Here is a 17,124-nt window from a genome sequence, read left to right on the forward strand (position 1 = left end):
GCGGGTTTACGCCCGCTTTTGTCCCTGATACATCGCACCCGTCGGGCATCTGTGCAAGGGCGGGCAGGGCTGTTGACAACCCCCGCGACTCCCCCTATACGCGCCCCATCCATGGCTGAGGGGGTCGCCCCGTCGCCTGTATCAGAACTGTAGTGGTCAAGATCCGGGCGAGCGCGCCCCGATCCTCTGGAAACCCACCGCGTCGGACCCGAAATACAGGGTGCGATTGCGGTCTTTGCGTATTGCGGACGCGCGATTCGCTTTTGATTAACCGCATGGGGCTGGTCCTTGTGCAGACACATGTGTTGAGAGACGGGGAAATAACCGGAATGCCAACGATCCAACAGCTGATCCGCAAGCCGCGGCAGCCGAAAGTCAGAACCACCAAGTCACAGCACCTGCAGGGTTGCCCTCAGAAGCGTGGCGTTTGCACGCGCGTCTATACCACGACGCCGAAGAAGCCGAACTCGGCCATGCGGAAGGTCGCCAAAGTGCGCCTGACGAATGGCTTTGAGGTCATCAGCTATATTCCCGGTGAGAGCCACAATCTTCAGGAGCACTCTGTGGTTCTGATCCGTGGCGGCCGTGTGAAAGACCTTCCCGGTGTGCGTTACCACATCCTGCGTGGCGTGCTCGATACGCAAGGCGTCAAAGACCGTAAGCAGCGCCGTTCGAAATACGGCGCGAAGCGTCCGAAGTAAGAGGAATTATAGATGTCTCGTCGTCACGCCGCAGAAAAACGCGAAGTCCTGCCCGATGCCAAGTATGGTGATCGGGTTCTGACCAAGTTCATGAACAACCTGATGATCGACGGCAAAAAGTCCGTCGCCGAAACGATCGTCTACAATGCGCTGGAGCGCGTCGAGGCCAAGATCAAACGCGCGCCCGTCGAAGTGTTCCACGAAGCGCTGGACAATATCAAACCCTCCGTCGAAGTGCGGTCGCGTCGCGTCGGTGGTGCCACCTATCAGGTGCCCGTCGAAGTGCGTCCCGAGCGTCGTGAGGCTCTGGCAATCCGTTGGCTGATCAATGCGTCGCGTTCGCGCAACGAGAACACCATGGAAGAGCGTCTGGCCGGTGAGCTGGTCGATGCCGTTCAGAGCCGCGGCTCGGCCGTGAAGAAGCGCGAAGACACCCACAAGATGGCAGACGCGAACAAAGCGTTCAGCCACTACCGCTGGTAAACCTCAGAGGCATTTGAATCATGGCACGCGACTATCCCCTCCAGCGTTACCGGAACTTCGGGATCATGGCCCATATCGATGCGGGCAAGACCACGACGACCGAGCGCATCCTGTTCTACACCGGCAAGTCCCACAAGATCGGCGAAGTCCATGACGGCGCCGCGACGATGGATTGGATGGAGCAGGAGCAGGAACGCGGTATCACCATTACCTCGGCTGCGACCACGACCTTTTGGCAGCGTCAGGAAGATCCGAGCCTCGAGAGCGTTTCGGATACCAAGTACCGTTTCAACATCATCGACACCCCCGGCCACGTCGACTTTACCATTGAAGTCGAGCGTTCGCTGGCGGTTCTCGATGGCGCGATCTGTCTGTTGGACGGAAACGCCGGTGTCGAGCCGCAGACCGAAACCGTGTGGCGTCAGGCTGATCGTTACAAGGTGCCGCGTCTGGTGTTCGTCAACAAGATGGACAAGATCGGTGCCGATTTCTTTAACTGCGTCAAGATGATCAAGGACCGCACCGGGGCTATCCCCGCGCCTGTGGCTCTGCCGATCGGTGCCGAGGATCAACTCGAAGGCATCATCGACCTCATCAAGATGGAAGAATGGGTCTGGAAGGGTGAAGATCTGGGCGCGTCCTGGGTCCGTCAGCCGATCCGTGATGATCTCAAGGATCTCGCTGACGAATGGCGTGCCAACCTGATCGAAGTCGCCGTCGAGATGGATGACGATGCGATGGAAGGCTATCTCGAGGGCAAAGAGCCCGACGAAGATACCCTGCGCGCACTGATCCGCAAGGGCACGCTGTCGCTGAGCTTTGTGCCGATCCTCGTCGGGTCTGCGTTCAAGAACAAGGGCGTGCAGCCTCTGTTGAACGCGGTCATCGACTTTCTGCCGTCGCCGCTCGACGTGCCGCCCTACATGGGCTTTAGCCCGGATGACGAGACCGAGACCCGTAACATCGCGCGTCATGCCGATGATTCCGAGCCGTTCTCGGCGCTGGCCTTCAAGATCATGAACGACCCGTTCGTCGGTTCGCTGACCTTTACACGCATCTATTCCGGCGTGATGAAGAAGGGCGATGCGATGCTCAATGCCACCAAAGGCAAGAAAGAGCGCGTCGGCCGGATGATGATGATGCACGCCATCAACCGCGAAGAGATCGAAGAGGCCTTTGCAGGCGACATCATCGCGCTGGCCGGTCTGAAAGAGACCACCACCGGGGATACGCTATGTGATCCGGCCAAGCCGGTTGTTCTGGAAACCATGACCTTCCCCGATCCGGTGATCGAGATCGCCGTTGAGCCCAAGACCAAGGGCGACCAAGAGAAAATGTCGGCGGGTCTGGCCCGTCTGGCAGCAGAGGACCCGTCCTTCCGCGTCGAGACCGATCTTGAATCAGGTCAGACCATCATGAAGGGCATGGGCGAATTGCATCTCGACATTCTGGTCGACCGTCTGCGTCGCGAGTTCAAGGTTGAGGCCAATATCGGTGCGCCGCAGGTGGCGTATCGTGAGACCATCAGCCACATGGTTGAGCACACCTACACCCACAAGAAACAGTCGGGTGGTTCGGGTCAGTTCGCCGAGATCAAGCTGGTCATCACGCCGACAGAGCCGGGCGAAGGCTTTAGCTTTGAGAGCAAGATCGTTGGTGGTGCCGTGCCCAAGGAATATATACCGGGCGTCGAAAAAGGTATCCGCTCTGTCATGGACAGCGGTCCGCTCGCGGGCTTCCCTGTGATCGACTTCAAGGTCTCGCTGATCGACGGCAAGTATCACGATGTGGACTCTTCGGTCATGGCGTTTGAAATCGCCGGTCGTATGGGCATGCGCGAAGGTCTCAAGAAGGCCGGTGCCAAGCTGCTCGAGCCGATCATGAAGGTCGAGGTGGTCACGCCCGAGGAATATACCGGCAACGTCATCGGCGATCTTACGTCGCGGCGCGGTCAGGTCTCGGGTCAGGAACAGCGCGGCAATGCGATTGCGATCAACGCAAACGTCCCGCTGGCCAATATGTTCGGCTATATCAACACGCTGCGCTCGATGTCTTCGGGACGCGCCCAGTTCACGATGCAATTCTCGCATTACGAGCCGGTGCCGCACAACATCTCTGAAGAAATCCAAAAGAAATACGCATAACGGCGGTGGGCAATCTGCCCACCCTACCATCCCCGTAGGGTGCGCCGACGCGCACCGCACATGAACAAAAGAAGGAGCCAGTATCATGGCAAAGGAAAAGTTTGCACGTAACAAGCCGCATGTGAACATCGGCACGATTGGTCACGTTGACCACGGCAAGACGACGTTGACTGCGGCGATCACCAAGTATTTTGGCGAATTCCGGGCCTATGACCAGATCGACGGTGCGCCTGAAGAAAAGGCGCGCGGGATCACGATCTCGACCGCGCATGTGGAATACGAGACCGAGGCGCGTCACTACGCCCATGTCGACTGCCCCGGCCACGCCGACTATGTGAAGAACATGATCACCGGTGCCGCGCAGATGGACGGCGCGATCCTGGTTGTGAACGCCGCTGACGGCCCGATGCCGCAGACCCGCGAGCATATCCTGCTCGGTCGTCAGGTCGGCATCCCCTTCATGGTCGTCTACATGAACAAGGTCGATCAGGTCGATGACGAAGAGCTGCTGGAACTGGTGGAGATGGAGATCCGCGAGCTTCTGACCTCTTACGACTATCCGGGCGACGATATTCCGATCGTGCGCGGCTCGGCGCTGCATGCGATGAACGGCACCCAGCCGGAAATCGGCGAGAATTCGATCCGCGCGCTGATGGCGGCTGTGGATGAGTATATCCCGACCCCGGCGCGCGCCGTGGATCAGCCGTTCCTGATGCCGATCGAAGACGTGTTCTCGATCTCGGGCCGTGGCACGGTTGTGACCGGCCGGATCGAGCGTGGCGTGATCAATGTTGGCGACAGCATCGAGATCGTGGGGATCAAGGACACCAAGACGACGACCTGTACCGGCGTCGAGATGTTCCGCAAGCTCTTGGATCGTGGGGAAGCGGGCGACAACGTCGGCGTTCTGCTGCGCGGCATCGACCGTGAGGGCGTTGAGCGTGGTCAGGTTCTGTGCAAGCCGAAATCGGTTCTGCCGCACACCAAGTTCGAGGCCGAGGCCTATATCCTGACCAAGGAAGAGGGTGGCCGTCACACGCCGTTCTTTGCCAACTACCGTCCGCAGTTCTACTTCCGTACCACGGATGTGACCGGCACGGTGATGCTGCCCGAAGGCACCGAAATGGTGATGCCCGGCGACAACCTGAAGTTCACGGTTGAACTGATCGCGCCGATCGCCATGGAAGACGGCCTGCGTTTCGCCATCCGCGAAGGCGGCCGCACCGTCGGCGCCGGCGTCGTGTCGAAGATCATCGAGTAACAACCTTTAAGGGTTCGACGAGGGAGGCCGGGTGGTCCGGCCTTCCTCCCTATCAACTCCAATGCCGCGAAAGGCTAAGACAAATGCAAAGCCAAAATATTCGCATTCGGCTCAAGGCGTTTGACTACCGTGTGCTGGATGCCAGCACTCAGGAAATCGTCAACACTGCCAAACGGACCGGTGCCCAAGTGCGTGGGCCGATCCCGCTGCCGAACAAGATCGAGAAGTTCACCGTTCTGCGCAGCCCGCACGTGAACAAGAAATCCCGCGATCAATTCGAGATCCGGACGCACAAGCGTCTTTTGGACATCGTTGATCCCACGCCGCAGACGGTGGACGCGCTGATGAAGCTCGACCTCGCCGCTGGCGTGGACGTGCAGATTTCGGTTTAAGGAGAGCAAGAGATGTTGCGCTCTGGTGTGATCGCGAAAAAAGTCGGCATGACCCGGCTTTTCCTCGAAGACGGCAAGCAGGTTCCTGTGACCGTTCTTCAATTGGACAAACTTCAGGTGGTGGCACAGCGCACCCCTGAGAAAGACGGCTATACGGCCGTGCAACTGGGGGCAGGAACCGCAAAGGCCAAGCGCACGACGCAGGCCATGCGCGGTCATTTTGCCGCCGCCAAGGTCGAGCCCAAGCGCAAGATCGCGGAATTCCGCGTGGCGCCTGAGAACATGATCAACGTGGGTGAGGAAATCACCGCTGACCATTACTTTGAAGGTCAGTTCGTGGATGTGTCCGGCACCTCGATCGGTAAGGGTTTTGCCGGTGCGATGAAGCGCCACAACTTTGGCGGTCTGCGGGCCAGCCACGGTGTGTCGATCAGCCACCGTTCGCACGGCTCGACGGGTCAGTGTCAGGATCCGGGCAAGGTGTTCAAAGGCAAGAAGATGGCCGGACACATGGGCGCCGCCAAGGTGACCACGCAGAACCTGCAGGTCATCAAGACCGACGCGGATCGTGGCCTGATCATGATCAAGGGCGCTGTTCCGGGCTCCAAGGGCGGTTGGGTGACGATCAAGGATGCGGTCAAGAAGCCGTTCCCCGAGAACGCCATTCTGCCCGCTGGTCTGCGGTCTGCTGCGGAAGAAGCTGCCAAGGCCGCTGAGGCCGCTGCCGCTGCCGCCGCTGCTGAGGCGGAAGCGGAAGCCAAACGTCTGGCCGAAGAGGCTGCTGCCGCTGAAGAAGCTGCTCTGAAAGAGGCTGAGGCCAGCATTCAGGCCGAGAAGAAGGAAGGCGAGGAATGAAACTCGACGTGATCAAACTGGACGGCGGCACGGCCGGCTCGGTCGATCTGGGCGAAGACATCTTCGGCCTGGAGCCGCGCGCGGACATCCTGCACCGCGTCGTCCGCTGGCAGCGCAACAAGGCGCAAGCCGGCACGCACAAGGTCAAGACCCGGTCGGAAACCAGCTATTCCACCAAGAAGATCTATCGCCAGAAGGGCACCGGCGGCGCACGCCACGGTGACAAGAACGCGCCGATCTTCCGTCACGGTGGTATCTACAAGGGTCCGACGCCCCGCAGCCATGCCCATGACCTGCCCAAGAAGGTCCGTGCGCTTGGTCTCAAGCATGCGCTCTCGGCCAAGGCCAAGGCGGGTGAGCTTGTGATCATCGACGTCGCATCGTCGAATGGCAAGACGGGTGAGTTGGCCAAGCAGGTCAAGAACCTCGGCTGGAAGCGCGCGCTGGTGATTGATGGCGCACAGGTGAATGCCGAATTCGCGCGTGCTGCGGCCAATATCGAGGGTCTCGATGTGCTGCCGTCGATGGGCGCAAACGTCTATGACATCCTCAAGCGCGACACGCTCGTGCTGACCAAAGCGGGTGTCGAAGCACTGGAGGCTCGTCTGAAATGAGCGCTAAACCTGAACATTACGATGTGATCCGCAAGCCGATCATCACCGAGAAGGCCACGATGGCCTCTGAGAATGGTGCGGTTGTGTTCGAGGTCCACATGGACGCCAACAAACCCCAGATCAAGGAGGCCGTAGAGGCGCTCTTTGGGGTGAAGGTGAAAGCTGTGAACACCACGATCACCAAGGGCAAGCAAAAGCGTTTCCGGGGTCAGCTTGGTCGTCGGAATGACGTCAAGAAGGCCTATGTGACGCTGGCCGAAGGCAACACGATCGACGTCACCACGGGTCTGTGATCGCGGTGGGGTAATGCCCACCCTACAGATTGAGATTTGAACCCCGGCTGCCGAAAGGTGGGCGGGGTTTGGTTGTTGTTTGGGCCGCGAGAGGGGAGTCCATTTGACTGATGCTGGACGAACTACAGTCTGGACATTCTGATGATCCAGCATATGACAGAATTCAATTTTGCAACGAAAGTGGGGAGCCTATGTCAATGCCAAAGTGGATGGGGATAATTGCGGCACTCGCAATTGTTGGATTTGGGCTGCTGTTCTCAAATGACCTTACCAAACATCAGTCACATTCAACTCCAGTTGAGATTCTCGCATCTACAAGTGACGATATTGTCGGTCAGTGGAGAAGCGTCGTAGAGAACCCTACTCACCCAAATACAGTAGCGCAGCGTTATATGCGGCATACCTTTTTCTCAGATGGAGAATTGGTCGTAGAGAACGAAGAAAATAACTCGATCAGCTACGAATGGAGGTATGATAACGGCATCTTCATCGCCACACGTTCAAGCGGAACAAATGAATTTATTGAGCATTTTAGATTGATTGACCGCGACACGCTCGAAAAAGTTTTGTTTCAAAGCACCATAGGTGGAAAGCCCTTAGCCAATTACAATCCCGAAGATGAATTCATAAGGCAGGGCAGTGGAAAAGAAGGTTCAATGGAAATGTTGGATATTTTCGCGTCTGCTAACAGTGCGATGAATTTTGTTGATCCTAGTACGCTCTCAGTCGGCTCATCGTACACATTGAGCCGGAAAACTCCGATTGCGCCCGACTACGTCGCATCCGATTTAGCAGAAATTCGATACGCTCCGCCGGGACAAATGATAGAGATTATTGAACAAACCCTTGTTGAAAACAAAATGTGGTATCGGGTGCGGACCGGAGATAGCGAAGGATGGATTAACAGCATCGCGTTGTTTGGTCAGGACCTTAATTGAGCCCTTTCCTCGGTTCAGGCCTAGTTGTTCTAAAAGCAGTGGGGCCGCAGCGCAGACCTTCATCCACAAGAACATCCCGCGCGGGACAAGGCGCGGAGCGCCGCCGCGCGATCGCCAGACCGCCCCCCGGTCTGGCGATTATGAGGGGTAGGGCTGCACTTTGGGGTTTTATGGGTTTTGTTTGGATAAAGTGCCAGTTTCGGCCGTTGCTTCGCCACACCGCGGTCTGGCCATCGCGCCGCTCTTTCCGCCTTATTTCCATCCCATCCCATTGACTGCATGAACGGCGTTCCGCATCAGAGCCGATAGCGACGGTGGGGTAACACCCACCCTACGGATTGAGATTTGAACCCCGGCTGCCGAAAGGTGGGCGGGGTTTGGCATTTGGAACAAGTGCCTTTTCACCGGAGCGGGGCAATGATACCTGATGCGGCAATGACCTCTGGGAATGAGACATCTCAATGCAGCTAGAAATCGACATTGAAGCCGAAGCTGCGGAGGATCGGATTGCAGCGCTCGATCTCAGTTGCTTTGATCGCAACGATCTTGTGAACCTGATTTTGCAGCGGTCCGAAGTGATGTTCGACCGCCCCAAATCGGGACGTGTGATCAAGGCCTGGCAAGAGGGTAATGACGCGCCGATCCAAGCTGTGGTGGATGACATGGGCGACACCATCGCGCGCCGGGCCGCAGGGGTCATTCATGCCGAATACAAAGCGATCAAAGGGCTTTTGCAGGAGCTGAACCCGAAGCGCATCGCGGATATTGGCTGTGGCTATGGGTTTTTCGATCTCTTTGCGGCGCAGGACCTGACCTGCACAGTGCTGTTGATTGATATCGAATCGAATACGCATCGGCATTTCGGTTTTAACGCTGAGGGGGCGGCGTATTCATCGCTGAGCCGTGCGAGACACCTGCTCACGGCGAACGGGATCGCACCTGAGGCAATTGAAACGCTCAATCCCAATGAAACGACACCCGAGTCTGCGATGGCCGTGGATCTCGCTGTCAGCTTTCTGTCCTGTGGGTTTCACTATCCGGTGGATCTCTATTTGCCGTTTCTAGACAAGGTTTTGCGGCCCGGAGGGGCTGCGATTTTTGATCTGCGCAGGAATACGGCGGAGGAGCAGGCACGGAAGCTGGGGGTCTTTGGCGCGCTGTCCGATATGGACTCGCCGCCGAAATCGCGGCGCGTTCTGTTGCGAAAATCGAAACCTTAAAGCCTGCGGCAAGGGGTCGGGGGACGGGACTGGCGGTAAAGCGTCCCAAGGCCGTGCTGCGCCTTTAATTCTTGGTCAAACCCCTTGACCGCAAACGCGGCCTCCCCTATCAGACCCCATCCGCAAGGCCCCGGATTCGTCCGGGGCCTTGCAATTGTTCGCAAGAGCAATTCTAGCCGAGGACCTACGGGGCCTCATACCTTGGCCACCCTCGGGGGGCTATAACATAGGCGGGGTATCCCGCCGTAAGCAAACGGAAGACAGAAAGCATGGCACTCAAGTCGTATAAGCCGACGACGCCGGGCCAGCGTGGGCTGGTGCTGATCGACCGTTCGGAGCTGTGGAAAGGACGTCCGGTCAAATCTCTCACTGAGGGTTTGACCAAGCATGGCGGCCGGAACAATACCGGACGGATCACGATGCGTCGCAAGGGCGGCGGGGCGAAACGCCTCTATCGTATCGTCGATTTCAAGCGGACAAAGTTCGATATCTCGGCAACGGTTGAACGGATCGAATATGACCCGAACCGGACCGCGTTCATCGCGCTGATCAAATATGAAGATGGCGAGCAAGCCTATATCCTGGCGCCGCAGCGTCTGGCGATTGGCGACAAGGTTGTTGCCGCGGCGAAGGCCGACATCAAGCCGGGCAACGCGATGCCGTTCTCGGGCATGCCCATCGGTACGATCATTCACAACATCGAGCTGAAAGCTGGTAAGGGCGGGCAGATCGCACGCGCCGCTGGCACCTATGCGCAATTCGTGGGCCGCGACGGTGGCTATGCTCAGATCCGTCTGAGCTCGGGCGAGCTGCGTCTGGTGCGTCAGGAATGCATGGCCACCGTTGGTGCCGTCAGCAACCCCGACAACAGCAACCAGAACTACGGTAAAGCTGGTCGCATGCGTCACAAGGGCATCCGCCCGTCTGTGCGTGGTGTCGTGATGAACCCGATCGATCACCCGCATGGTGGTGGTGAGGGTCGCACCTCGGGTGGTCGTCACCCGGTCACGCCCTGGGGTAAACCCACCAAGGGCGCGCGCACCCGCAACAAGAACAAGGCGTCGCAGGATCTCATCGTGCGCTCGCGTCACGCCAAGAAGAAGGGCCGCTAACACATGGCACGTTCTGTATGGAAAGGCCCCTTTGTCGATGCCTATGTCTTGAAAAAGGCAGAAGCATCGCGTGAGTCGGGGCGCAATGAAGTCATCAAGATCTGGTCGCGTCGTTCGACGATCCTGCCGCAATTCGTGGGTCTCACGTTTGGCGTCTACAACGGCCACAAGCATATCCCTGTCAACGTCAGCGAAGACATGATTGGTCAGAAGTTCGGTGAGTATTCGCCGACCCGGACCTATTACGGTCATGCCGCCGACAAAAAAGCGAAGCGGAAGTAAGTCATGGGCAAGGAAAAGAACCCCCGCCGCGTGGCAGACAACGAAGCGATGGCCAAGTTGCGCATGCTTCGTACCAGCCCGCAGAAGCTCAACCTCGTTGCCGCGATGATCCGTGGCAAGAAGGTCGACAAGGCGCTGACCGATCTGACATTCTCGAACAAGCGCATCGCCGCTGACGTCAAGAAATGTCTCCAGTCGGCGATTGCCAATGCCGAGAACAACCACAATCTCGATGTGGATGGTCTGGTTGTGGCAGAGGCCTATGTCGGCAAGAACCTTGTGATGAAGCGTGGCCGTCCGCGTGCCCGTGGTCGCTTTGGCGCGCTCAAAAAGCCGTTCTCGGAGCTGACAATCAAGGTGCGTGAAATTGAGGAGCAAGCCTAATGGGTAACAAAGTCAATCCGATTGGCATGCGCCTGCAGGTGAACCGCACCTGGGACAGCCGCTGGTATGCCGACACCAAGGACTATGGCAATCTGCTGCTCGAGGATCTTGCGATGCGCAAGTTCATCGGCGAAGAGTGCAAGCAAGCCGGGATCAGCCGTGTGATCATCGAGCGTCCGCACAAAAAGTGCCGCGTGACGATCCACACCGCACGTCCGGGCGTGATCATCGGCAAGAAAGGCGCCGATATCGAGGGTCTGCGCAAGAAGCTGGCGGCGATGACCGCAAGCGAATTGCACCTCAATATCGTCGAAGTTCGCAAGCCCGAGCTGGATGCGGCCCTTGTGGGTGAGAGCATCGCACAGCAGCTTGAGCGTCGTGTATCCTTCCGGCGCGCCATGAAGCGTGCCGTGCAGAACGCGATGCGCATGGGTGCCTTGGGTATCCGGGTGAACGTCTCTGGCCGTCTTGGCGGTGCCGAGATCGCGCGGACTGAATGGTATCGTGAGGGCCGGGTTCCGCTCCACACGCTGCGTGCGGATATCGACTATGCCCCCGTCGAGGCCACAACGGCCTATGGGATCATCGGTATCAAGGTCTGGATCTTCAAGGGTGAAATCATGGAGCACGATCCCGGTGCCCGTGACCGCAAAGCCCAGGAACTCCAGGATGGTCCCGCGCCCCGTGGCGCCGGCGGCCGCCGTTAAGGAGGAATGAAAGATGCTTCAACCAAAGCGCACCAAATTCCGCAAGATGCACAAAGGCCGGATCAAGGGCGAAGCCAAAGGCGGCTCTGATCTGAACTTTGGCACTTTCGGTCTCAAGGCCACTCAGCCCGAGCGTATCACAGCGCGCCAGATCGAGGCCGCTCGTCGTGCCATGACGCGTCACATGAAACGTCAGGGCCGTGTCTGGATCCGGATTTTCCCGGATACGCCGGTTTCCTCCAAGCCCACCGAGGTTCGGATGGGTAAAGGTAAGGGGTCGGTCGATTACTGGGCCTGCCGGGTCAAGCCGGGCCGGGTGATGTTCGAGATCGACGGTGTGAGCGAAGAGATCGCCTTTGAGGCGCTGCGTCTGGCGGCCATGAAGTTGCCGATCAAGACCCGCGTCGTGGTCCGCGAGGACTGGTAAAGGCGGCGGGGTAACACCCACGCTGAGAATTGCCCCTGTGCGAGAGATCGCGCGGGGGTTTTTTGTGGCGCTAGTCTTGGTCCGGTGCGATGACTTCCGGTGCGATGACTTCGGGCGCGACGAGTTCCGGAGCGATGACTTCCGGTCCGTTTGGGTCCGGGGCGTCGGCTTCTGGAGCGTAAACATCTGGTGAATTCACAACCTCGAGGCCGATATTGCCGAGGTGAGTGTTGCGCCCCCATTTCCGATGGATCAGCGCGCCATTGACAATGTAGAGGTCTTTGACGCGATACATTTGGCGGACACCGTCGTCGCCGCGAATGAAGATTGCGGCTGTTTGCAGCGTGTCATCATTGGGTTTGTCGATCTCGAAATAGCTGGGGTCGGCGTTCTGCGCCAAGCCTTCCATGATCAAGAGAACCTCTGCGTAATCTGTCACCTTTTCATCCTGGAAGAAGTAGCAATAGCCCTCGGTGCCGGCGACGCCGACGCCGACGATTGCGCCCACGACAATTCCGGTTGGAGACATCAGCGCGGCGCCAATGGCACCGGCACCGGCACCCGAGCCCGCGATTAGACCGATCGTGCTGGCGGCTGAGCTTCCGGCCACAGTGGACCCGAGCAAGGTTGCGCCGGTCACGGAGTGCGTGAGCGTGTAGAACCCAAGTGCCTTTTCAACGAGTGTTGGTGCGGATGTTACAGGCTCTGCCAGAGCGGCGACATTGGACCGCGCTGTTCCAAGCAGTTTGCTGAGACGCCAGTTGCAAACATCAGCCGATGCAGGTGTGCCAAGCATCAAGAGTGCTGCTGCGAGTCGCCAGTTGATAGAGGTGCGCATCGGTCTTTCCTTTGAGAGGTCGTGTAGCCGTTAGGGGTGGTAACAAGGAATTGCGGGAGGGGCATCTCTTATTCCACAAACTGAAACCTTGCCCTTCTCTTTTCATTACCATCTGGGTATTGCGACAGACATGCCCAATATCGACTCGCTCTTTGTGACCCGCCTCTATCGTGCCGCCCTCAGCGAGCACGGACCTGCCATTGATGCCAAAGAAATGGAGGCGTCATGCTATTCCATCGCCGAGGATGACGAGGCGGGGCAGGGGTGGTGTGACGAGAACGGCTATCCCGGCTATACCTCTTATGCCTCGCTCAGTGATCTGCCCTGGCGGTTTCCGATCTTTGCCGATCTGGTCAAGGTGCTGGATGCGCATGTCGCGGCCTTTGCCGAGGATCTGGAGTTTGATCTGGATGGCAAGGAATTGAAGCTGGAGGATATCTGGATCAACATTCTGCCCGAGGGGGGCATGCATGCGAGCCATATCCATCCGCATTCGGTGATTTCCGGCACGACCTATGTGGCGATGCCCGAGGGCACGAGCGCGCTCAAGCTGGAAGACCCACGGTCGGCGCGGATGATGGCCTCTCCGGTGCGGCGCAAGGATGCGCGGCAGGAGTTGCGGACGTTCATCTATGCCAAACCGGTGGTGGGCGACGTGCTGCTTTGGGAATCATGGCTGCGCCATGAAGTGCCGATGAACATGTCGGAAGAGGACCGGATCAGCGTCAGTTTCAACTATTCCTGGGGCTGAAGCCCGGAATCGCCCCATATGTTCTCAAAGTGTTCTCAAAAAAATTCAGTAACTTTTGATTTTCCCTTGTAAATTGATGCGATTTCGGCCATATGCGAGGGGCTTACGTTATTCTATTTCGATCATCTGTCTCCTCTAAACCGGCTGTCAGTACCTCGATCCAGACCGACCACGCCGCGACTGCCGCACTTACGCGGGCAGCACTACATAGGAGACGACACGATGGCCAATGGCACCGTGAAATGGTACAATTCCACTAAAGGCTTCGGCTTTATCGCACCCGACAATGGCGGCAAGGACGTTTTCGTTCATGTCAGCGCAATCGAGCGTGCGGGCCTGACCGGCCTTGCTGACAACCAAAAAGTGACCTTCGACATCGAATCCGGCCGTGACGGCCGTGAGAGCGCGTCGAACCTGCAGCTCGCATAAGCGATCTGATCTGACTTGAGTGCGGCCTCGGGGAAACTCGGGGCCGTTTCTCGTTTTGGATGGGGGATTGCGCGGTTTGCGAAGAATGTCAGAGGTTTCGCTTGCCCTCTGAGAGCGCCTCCCGTATAGAGCCCCAATCCGCGAGCCCCGGCATATCCGGGGATTCGCGTATTTGCAATTCATCCACCGGGTTTTGGGTTACCCTGAAGCAACCGTCAGGGGCCGTCCGGTGTTTTGAGAAAGGAACAGGCGATGAACGCCAAGGAACTGCGTGACAAGACCCCGGACCAGCTCCGGGAAGAACTCACCAACCTGAAAAAGCAGCAGTTCAATCTGCGTTTTCGGGCGGCCACAGGCCAACTTGAGAATCCCGCTCAGATGCGCACGGCGCGCCGCGATGCCGCGCGCGTTCTGACGATTCTGAACGAAAAAGCCAACGCGGCAGCAGAGTAAGGAGCCTGAGATATGCCCAAACGTATTCTTCAAGGCGTCGTCACCTCTGATGCCAACGCCCAGACCGTCACCGTATCGGTCGAGCGCCGTTTCAAGCACCCCGTGCTTCAGAAAACCATTCGTAAGTCCAAGAAATACCGGGCTCACGATGAGAACAACACGTTCAAAGTGGGCGATGCCGTTCGGATTGTCGAATGCGCGCCCAAATCCAAGACGAAGCGTTGGGAGGTGCTGCAGGCTTAAGCCTCGGCGCCTTTCGGCATTAATCGAAACCCTGGGGATCAGGCATTGCATCGCCCCCCATAGGTCGGGAGAAACCAAATGATCCAGATGCAGACCAACCTGGATGTTGCTGACAACTCTGGCGCTCGCCGAGTTCAGTGCATCAAGGTCTTGGGTGGTTCCAAGCGTCGATACGCATCCGTGGGCGACATCATTGTCGTCTCGGTCAAGGAAGCCATCCCCCGCGGCCGCGTGAAGAAAGGGGACGTCCGCAAGGCCGTCGTCGTGCGCACCGCCAAGGAAGTCCGTCGTGAAGACGGGACCGCCATTCGTTTTGACCGCAACGCCGCCGTGATCCTGAACAACGCAGGTGAGCCGGTCGGCACCCGTATTTTCGGGCCGGTCGTGCGCGAGTTGCGGGCCAAGAACTTTATGAAAATCATCTCGCTCGCCCCGGAGGTGCTGTAAGATGGCTGCCAAACTGAAAAAAGGTGACACCGTGATCGTTCTGTCCGGCAAGGACAAGGGCCAAAAAGGCACGATCACCAATGTCGATCCGAAATCCGGCAAGGCTGTGGTCGAGGGCGTCAACATGGCGATCCGCCACACCCGTCAAAGCCAGACCAGCCAAGGCGGTCGCATCCCCAAAGCGATGCCGATCGACCTGAGCAATCTGGCGATTGTCGACAAGAACGGCAAACCGACCCGCGTCGGGTTCAAGATTGAAGGCGACAAGAAAGTGCGCTTTGCCAAGACCACGGGGGACGTGATCGATGCTTGATACCGCAACCTATACCCCGCGCCTCAAGGCCCACTTCCGTGAGGTCATCAAGCCCGCTCTGAAAGAAGAGTTCGGCTACAAGAATGACATGCAGATCCCGCGTCTGGACAAGATCGTTCTCAACATCGGCTGTGGTGCCGAGGCTGTGCGCGACTCGAAAAAGGCAAAGTCGGCTCAGGAAGATCTGAGCACGATCGCCGGTCAGCGCGCTGTTGTCACCAAGGCTCGCAACTCCATCGCCGGGTTCCGCGTTCGTGAAGACATGCCTCTCGGGGCAAAGGTCACGCTGCGCGGCGACCGCATGTATGATTTCCTTGACCGTCTGATCACCATCGCGATGCCGCGTATCCGCGACTTCCGGGGTGTGTCGGGCAAGTCGTTCGATGGGCGTGGCAACTATGCCATGGGCATCAAGGAACATATCATTTTCCCCGAAATCAACTTCGACAAGGTCGACGAAGTTTGGGGGATGGACATCGTCATCGCAACCACGGCGAAGACCGACGCTGAAGCCAAGGCGCTGTTGAAGCAATTCAACATGCCCTTCAACAGCTGAGCCGGGGGAGGATAGATCTATGGCTAAGAAATCAATGATCGAGCGTGAAAAGAAGCGCCAAGTGCTGGTGGACCGTTTCGCCAAGAAACGCGCCGCGCTGAAAGTGATCATCAACGACCAGAGCAAGCCGATGGAAGAGCGGTTCCGCGCCTCCATGAAGCTTGCGGAACTGCCGCGCAACAGCTCGGCCACTCGGCTGCACAACCGGTGCCAGCTGACGGGTCGTCCGCATGCGTATTACCGCAAACTCAAAGTGTCCCGGATCATGCTGCGCGAGCTCGGCTCGAGCGGGCAGCTGCCCGGCGTCGTGAAATCGAGCTGGTGAGGAGGTCAGAGATATGAACGATCCTATCGGCGATATGCTCACCCGTATCCGCAACTCGCAGATGCGCGGCAAGTCCACGGTCAGTACCCCGTCTTCGAAAATGCGCGTGCGCGTTCTCGATGTGTTGGCGTCCGAGGGCTATATTCGTGGCTATGAGATGACCAAGGATGCCAATGGCCATCCCGCCATCGAAATCAGCCTCAAGTATTATGAAGGCACCCCCGTCATTCGCGAAATGAAGCGGGTTTCCAAACCCGGTCGTCGCGTCTATCTGGGTGTCGATGACATTCCGCAGGTCCGTCAGGGTCTCGGTGTGTCGATTGTCTCCACCTCCAAGGGTGTGATGTCGGATGCAGCAGCGCGCGCAGCCAATGTTGGCGGCGAAGTGCTCTGCACTGTCTTCTAAGGAGACCTGGACATGTCACGTATCGGCAAACAACCCGTGTCTCTGCCGGATGGCGTCACCGCGACGCTGTCGGGACAGACGATCGAAGTCAAAGGCCCCAAGGCGACCAAGAGCTTTACCGCGACGGATGATGTCACCATCACCATCGACGGCAGCGTCATTTCGGTCACGCCGCGCGGCAAATCCAAACGTGCCCGCCAGCAGTGGGGGATGACCCGGACGGTCATCGCCAACATGGTGCACGGCGCCAAGGATGCCTTTAAGAAAGAGCTGGAAATTCGCGGTGTGGGCTATCGTGCCCAGATGGCGGGCAATGTGCTCAAACTGAACCTCGGCCTCAGCCATGACGTCGATTTCCCCATTCCGGAAGGTGTGACTGTTACCGCACCCAAGCCCACCGAACTGGTGGTCGAGGGCACGGACAAGCAGCTCGTTGGACAGGTCGCGGCGAATATCCGCGACTGGCGACGCCCTGAGCCCTATAAGGGCAAAGGCATTCGCTACAAAGGCGAGTATATCTTCCAGAAGGAAGGCAAGAAGAAGTAAGGAC

At 58.2% G+C, this 17,124-nt stretch carries 26 protein-coding genes; 25 read left to right on the plus strand and 1 reads right to left on the minus strand.

Annotated features, from left to right (window positions below; translation table 11 throughout):
* Positions 1-329: 329 nt before the first annotated feature.
* From rpsL to rplP, 15 genes are all read left to right on the plus strand, one after another.
* Positions 330-701, plus strand: coding sequence for a 30S ribosomal protein S12 (gene rpsL, locus ROS217_RS09455; RefSeq protein ID WP_008281863.1), 372 nt, complete (start codon positions 330-332; stop codon positions 699-701).
* A gap of 12 nt (positions 702-713) precedes the next feature.
* On the plus strand, positions 714-1,184 hold the full coding sequence (rpsG, locus tag ROS217_RS09460) for a 30S ribosomal protein S7 (protein WP_009817498.1): 471 nt from the start codon (positions 714-716) through the stop codon (positions 1,182-1,184).
* 20 nt (positions 1,185-1,204) lie between these two features.
* Positions 1,205-3,328 (plus strand): elongation factor G, encoded by a 2,124-nt coding sequence (gene fusA / locus ROS217_RS09465; RefSeq protein WP_009817499.1) that lies wholly within the window; start codon positions 1,205-1,207, stop codon positions 3,326-3,328.
* Between the two features lie 85 nt (positions 3,329-3,413).
* Positions 3,414-4,589 carry an elongation factor Tu gene (gene tuf, locus ROS217_RS09470; RefSeq protein ID WP_009817501.1) on the plus strand — a complete coding sequence of 392 codons (1,176 nt, stop codon included), beginning with the start codon at positions 3,414-3,416 and terminating at the stop codon, positions 4,587-4,589.
* Positions 4,590-4,672: 83 nt separating this feature from the next.
* Positions 4,673-4,981, plus strand: coding sequence for a 30S ribosomal protein S10 (gene rpsJ / locus ROS217_RS09475; RefSeq protein WP_008281867.1), 309 nt, complete (start codon positions 4,673-4,675; stop codon positions 4,979-4,981).
* A 12-nt stretch (positions 4,982-4,993) separates the two neighbouring features.
* The gene (gene rplC / locus ROS217_RS09480; protein ID WP_009817502.1) at positions 4,994-5,836 is read left to right on the plus strand and encodes a 50S ribosomal protein L3; all 843 of its coding nucleotides are present in this window, start codon (positions 4,994-4,996) and stop codon (positions 5,834-5,836) included.
* Positions 5,833-6,450 carry a 50S ribosomal protein L4 gene (gene rplD, locus ROS217_RS09485; RefSeq protein WP_009817503.1) on the plus strand — a complete coding sequence of 206 codons (618 nt, stop codon included), beginning with the start codon at positions 5,833-5,835 and terminating at the stop codon, positions 6,448-6,450. Before rplC ends, rplD begins: the two co-directional genes overlap by 4 nt.
* Positions 6,447-6,743 carry a 50S ribosomal protein L23 gene (locus ROS217_RS09490; protein ID WP_009817504.1) on the plus strand — a complete coding sequence of 99 codons (297 nt, stop codon included), beginning with the start codon at positions 6,447-6,449 and terminating at the stop codon, positions 6,741-6,743. Before rplD ends, ROS217_RS09490 begins: the two co-directional genes overlap by 4 nt.
* A gap of 110 nt (positions 6,744-6,853) precedes the next feature.
* A complete protein-coding gene (locus ROS217_RS09495; RefSeq protein WP_157046575.1) occupies positions 6,854-7,681 on the plus strand; it encodes a hypothetical protein in 828 nt (275 codons plus the stop codon).
* Positions 7,682-8,142: 461 nt separating this feature from the next.
* Positions 8,143-8,901 (plus strand): class I SAM-dependent methyltransferase, encoded by a 759-nt coding sequence (locus ROS217_RS09500; protein WP_009817506.1) that lies wholly within the window; start codon positions 8,143-8,145, stop codon positions 8,899-8,901.
* A gap of 269 nt (positions 8,902-9,170) precedes the next feature.
* Positions 9,171-10,013, plus strand: coding sequence for a 50S ribosomal protein L2 (rplB, locus tag ROS217_RS09505; RefSeq protein WP_009817507.1), 843 nt, complete (start codon positions 9,171-9,173; stop codon positions 10,011-10,013).
* A 3-nt stretch (positions 10,014-10,016) separates the two neighbouring features.
* Complete coding sequence (gene rpsS, locus ROS217_RS09510) at positions 10,017-10,295, plus strand: 30S ribosomal protein S19 (RefSeq protein WP_009817508.1); 279 nt, start codon at positions 10,017-10,019, stop codon at positions 10,293-10,295.
* Between the two features lie 3 nt (positions 10,296-10,298).
* A complete protein-coding gene (gene rplV / locus ROS217_RS09515; RefSeq protein WP_009817509.1) occupies positions 10,299-10,679 on the plus strand; it encodes a 50S ribosomal protein L22 in 381 nt (126 codons plus the stop codon).
* The gene (rpsC, locus tag ROS217_RS09520; RefSeq protein WP_008281875.1) at positions 10,679-11,386 is read left to right on the plus strand and encodes a 30S ribosomal protein S3; all 708 of its coding nucleotides are present in this window, start codon (positions 10,679-10,681) and stop codon (positions 11,384-11,386) included. The genes rplV and rpsC overlap by 1 nt, the downstream gene beginning before the upstream one ends.
* A 13-nt stretch (positions 11,387-11,399) precedes the next feature.
* Entirely contained in the window at positions 11,400-11,813 is a 414-nt protein-coding gene (gene rplP / locus ROS217_RS09525; RefSeq protein WP_009817510.1) for a 50S ribosomal protein L16, read from the plus strand.
* 70 nt (positions 11,814-11,883) lie between these two features.
* Here the strand turns inward: rplP and ROS217_RS09530 are convergent, their stop codons facing one another.
* A complete protein-coding gene (locus ROS217_RS09530; RefSeq protein WP_009817511.1) occupies positions 11,884-12,651 on the minus strand; it encodes a hypothetical protein in 768 nt (255 codons plus the stop codon).
* Between the two features lie 130 nt (positions 12,652-12,781).
* Between ROS217_RS09530 and ROS217_RS09535 the strand changes: the two genes are divergently transcribed.
* From ROS217_RS09535 to rplF, 10 genes are all read left to right on the plus strand, one after another.
* Positions 12,782-13,402 (plus strand): 2OG-Fe(II) oxygenase family protein, encoded by a 621-nt coding sequence (locus ROS217_RS09535; RefSeq protein WP_009817512.1) that lies wholly within the window; start codon positions 12,782-12,784, stop codon positions 13,400-13,402.
* A gap of 222 nt (positions 13,403-13,624) precedes the next feature.
* On the plus strand, positions 13,625-13,831 hold the full coding sequence (locus ROS217_RS09540; RefSeq protein ID WP_009817513.1) for a cold-shock protein: 207 nt from the start codon (positions 13,625-13,627) through the stop codon (positions 13,829-13,831).
* Between the two features lie 252 nt (positions 13,832-14,083).
* Positions 14,084-14,284, plus strand: coding sequence for a 50S ribosomal protein L29 (gene rpmC / locus ROS217_RS09545; protein WP_009817515.1), 201 nt, complete (start codon positions 14,084-14,086; stop codon positions 14,282-14,284).
* A gap of 12 nt (positions 14,285-14,296) precedes the next feature.
* Positions 14,297-14,527, plus strand: coding sequence for a 30S ribosomal protein S17 (gene rpsQ, locus ROS217_RS09550; RefSeq protein WP_009817516.1), 231 nt, complete (start codon positions 14,297-14,299; stop codon positions 14,525-14,527).
* A 78-nt stretch (positions 14,528-14,605) separates the two neighbouring features.
* Entirely contained in the window at positions 14,606-14,974 is a 369-nt protein-coding gene (rplN, locus tag ROS217_RS09555) for a 50S ribosomal protein L14 (protein ID WP_008281882.1), read from the plus strand.
* A 1-nt stretch (position 14,975) separates the two neighbouring features.
* Complete coding sequence (rplX, locus tag ROS217_RS09560; protein ID WP_009817517.1) at positions 14,976-15,287, plus strand: 50S ribosomal protein L24; 312 nt, start codon at positions 14,976-14,978, stop codon at positions 15,285-15,287.
* Positions 15,280-15,843 (plus strand): 50S ribosomal protein L5, encoded by a 564-nt coding sequence (rplE, locus tag ROS217_RS09565; protein ID WP_009817518.1) that lies wholly within the window; start codon positions 15,280-15,282, stop codon positions 15,841-15,843. Before rplX ends, rplE begins: the two co-directional genes overlap by 8 nt.
* A gap of 19 nt (positions 15,844-15,862) precedes the next feature.
* A complete protein-coding gene (rpsN, locus tag ROS217_RS09570) occupies positions 15,863-16,168 on the plus strand; it encodes a 30S ribosomal protein S14 (RefSeq protein WP_040650498.1) in 306 nt (101 codons plus the stop codon).
* Between the two features lie 13 nt (positions 16,169-16,181).
* Positions 16,182-16,574, plus strand: coding sequence for a 30S ribosomal protein S8 (gene rpsH, locus ROS217_RS09575; RefSeq protein WP_009817520.1), 393 nt, complete (start codon positions 16,182-16,184; stop codon positions 16,572-16,574).
* A gap of 12 nt (positions 16,575-16,586) precedes the next feature.
* Positions 16,587-17,120 carry a 50S ribosomal protein L6 gene (rplF, locus tag ROS217_RS09580; RefSeq protein WP_009817521.1) on the plus strand — a complete coding sequence of 178 codons (534 nt, stop codon included), beginning with the start codon at positions 16,587-16,589 and terminating at the stop codon, positions 17,118-17,120.
* Positions 17,121-17,124 lie beyond the last annotated feature (4 nt).

Origin of the sequence: Roseovarius sp. 217 (genome assembly GCF_000152845.1) — a bacterium.
In the GTDB taxonomy this organism is placed as follows: domain Bacteria; phylum Pseudomonadota; class Alphaproteobacteria; order Rhodobacterales; family Rhodobacteraceae; genus Roseovarius.

Excerpts from the sequence above, each read along its gene's own strand:
- ROS217_RS09530 (WP_009817511.1), bottom strand. The coding sequence starts at position 12,651 with ATGCGCACCTCTATCAACTGGCGACTCGCAGCAGCACTCTTGATGCTT.
- rplC (WP_009817502.1), top strand. The coding sequence starts at position 4,994 with ATGTTGCGCTCTGGTGTGATCGCGAAAAAAGTCGGCATGACCCGGCTT.
- ROS217_RS09540 (WP_009817513.1), top strand. The coding sequence starts at position 13,625 with ATGGCCAATGGCACCGTGAAATGGTACAATTCCACTAAAGGCTTCGGC.
- rpsG (WP_009817498.1), top strand. The coding sequence starts at position 714 with ATGTCTCGTCGTCACGCCGCAGAAAAACGCGAAGTCCTGCCCGATGCC.
- rplN (WP_008281882.1), top strand. The coding sequence starts at position 14,606 with ATGATCCAGATGCAGACCAACCTGGATGTTGCTGACAACTCTGGCGCT.
- rpsQ (WP_009817516.1), top strand. The coding sequence starts at position 14,297 with ATGCCCAAACGTATTCTTCAAGGCGTCGTCACCTCTGATGCCAACGCC.
- ROS217_RS09500 (WP_009817506.1), top strand. The coding sequence starts at position 8,143 with ATGCAGCTAGAAATCGACATTGAAGCCGAAGCTGCGGAGGATCGGATT.
- ROS217_RS09490 (WP_009817504.1), top strand. The coding sequence starts at position 6,447 with ATGAGCGCTAAACCTGAACATTACGATGTGATCCGCAAGCCGATCATC.
- rplV (WP_009817509.1), top strand. The coding sequence starts at position 10,299 with ATGGGCAAGGAAAAGAACCCCCGCCGCGTGGCAGACAACGAAGCGATG.
- rpsH (WP_009817520.1), top strand. The coding sequence starts at position 16,182 with ATGAACGATCCTATCGGCGATATGCTCACCCGTATCCGCAACTCGCAG.
- rplE (WP_009817518.1), top strand. The coding sequence starts at position 15,280 with ATGCTTGATACCGCAACCTATACCCCGCGCCTCAAGGCCCACTTCCGT.
- rplF (WP_009817521.1), top strand. The coding sequence starts at position 16,587 with ATGTCACGTATCGGCAAACAACCCGTGTCTCTGCCGGATGGCGTCACC.
- rpmC (WP_009817515.1), top strand. The coding sequence starts at position 14,084 with ATGAACGCCAAGGAACTGCGTGACAAGACCCCGGACCAGCTCCGGGAA.
- rpsJ (WP_008281867.1), top strand. The coding sequence starts at position 4,673 with ATGCAAAGCCAAAATATTCGCATTCGGCTCAAGGCGTTTGACTACCGT.
- rplB (WP_009817507.1), top strand. The coding sequence starts at position 9,171 with ATGGCACTCAAGTCGTATAAGCCGACGACGCCGGGCCAGCGTGGGCTG.
- rplX (WP_009817517.1), top strand. The coding sequence starts at position 14,976 with ATGGCTGCCAAACTGAAAAAAGGTGACACCGTGATCGTTCTGTCCGGC.
- fusA (WP_009817499.1), top strand. The coding sequence starts at position 1,205 with ATGGCACGCGACTATCCCCTCCAGCGTTACCGGAACTTCGGGATCATG.
- ROS217_RS09495 (WP_157046575.1), top strand. The coding sequence starts at position 6,854 with ATGCTGGACGAACTACAGTCTGGACATTCTGATGATCCAGCATATGAC.
- rplP (WP_009817510.1), top strand. The coding sequence starts at position 11,400 with ATGCTTCAACCAAAGCGCACCAAATTCCGCAAGATGCACAAAGGCCGG.
- rpsC (WP_008281875.1), top strand. The coding sequence starts at position 10,679 with ATGGGTAACAAAGTCAATCCGATTGGCATGCGCCTGCAGGTGAACCGC.
- rpsL (WP_008281863.1), top strand. The coding sequence starts at position 330 with ATGCCAACGATCCAACAGCTGATCCGCAAGCCGCGGCAGCCGAAAGTC.
- tuf (WP_009817501.1), top strand. The coding sequence starts at position 3,414 with ATGGCAAAGGAAAAGTTTGCACGTAACAAGCCGCATGTGAACATCGGC.
- rpsS (WP_009817508.1), top strand. The coding sequence starts at position 10,017 with ATGGCACGTTCTGTATGGAAAGGCCCCTTTGTCGATGCCTATGTCTTG.
- rplD (WP_009817503.1), top strand. The coding sequence starts at position 5,833 with ATGAAACTCGACGTGATCAAACTGGACGGCGGCACGGCCGGCTCGGTC.
- rpsN (WP_040650498.1), top strand. The coding sequence starts at position 15,863 with ATGGCTAAGAAATCAATGATCGAGCGTGAAAAGAAGCGCCAAGTGCTG.
- ROS217_RS09535 (WP_009817512.1), top strand. The coding sequence starts at position 12,782 with ATGCCCAATATCGACTCGCTCTTTGTGACCCGCCTCTATCGTGCCGCC.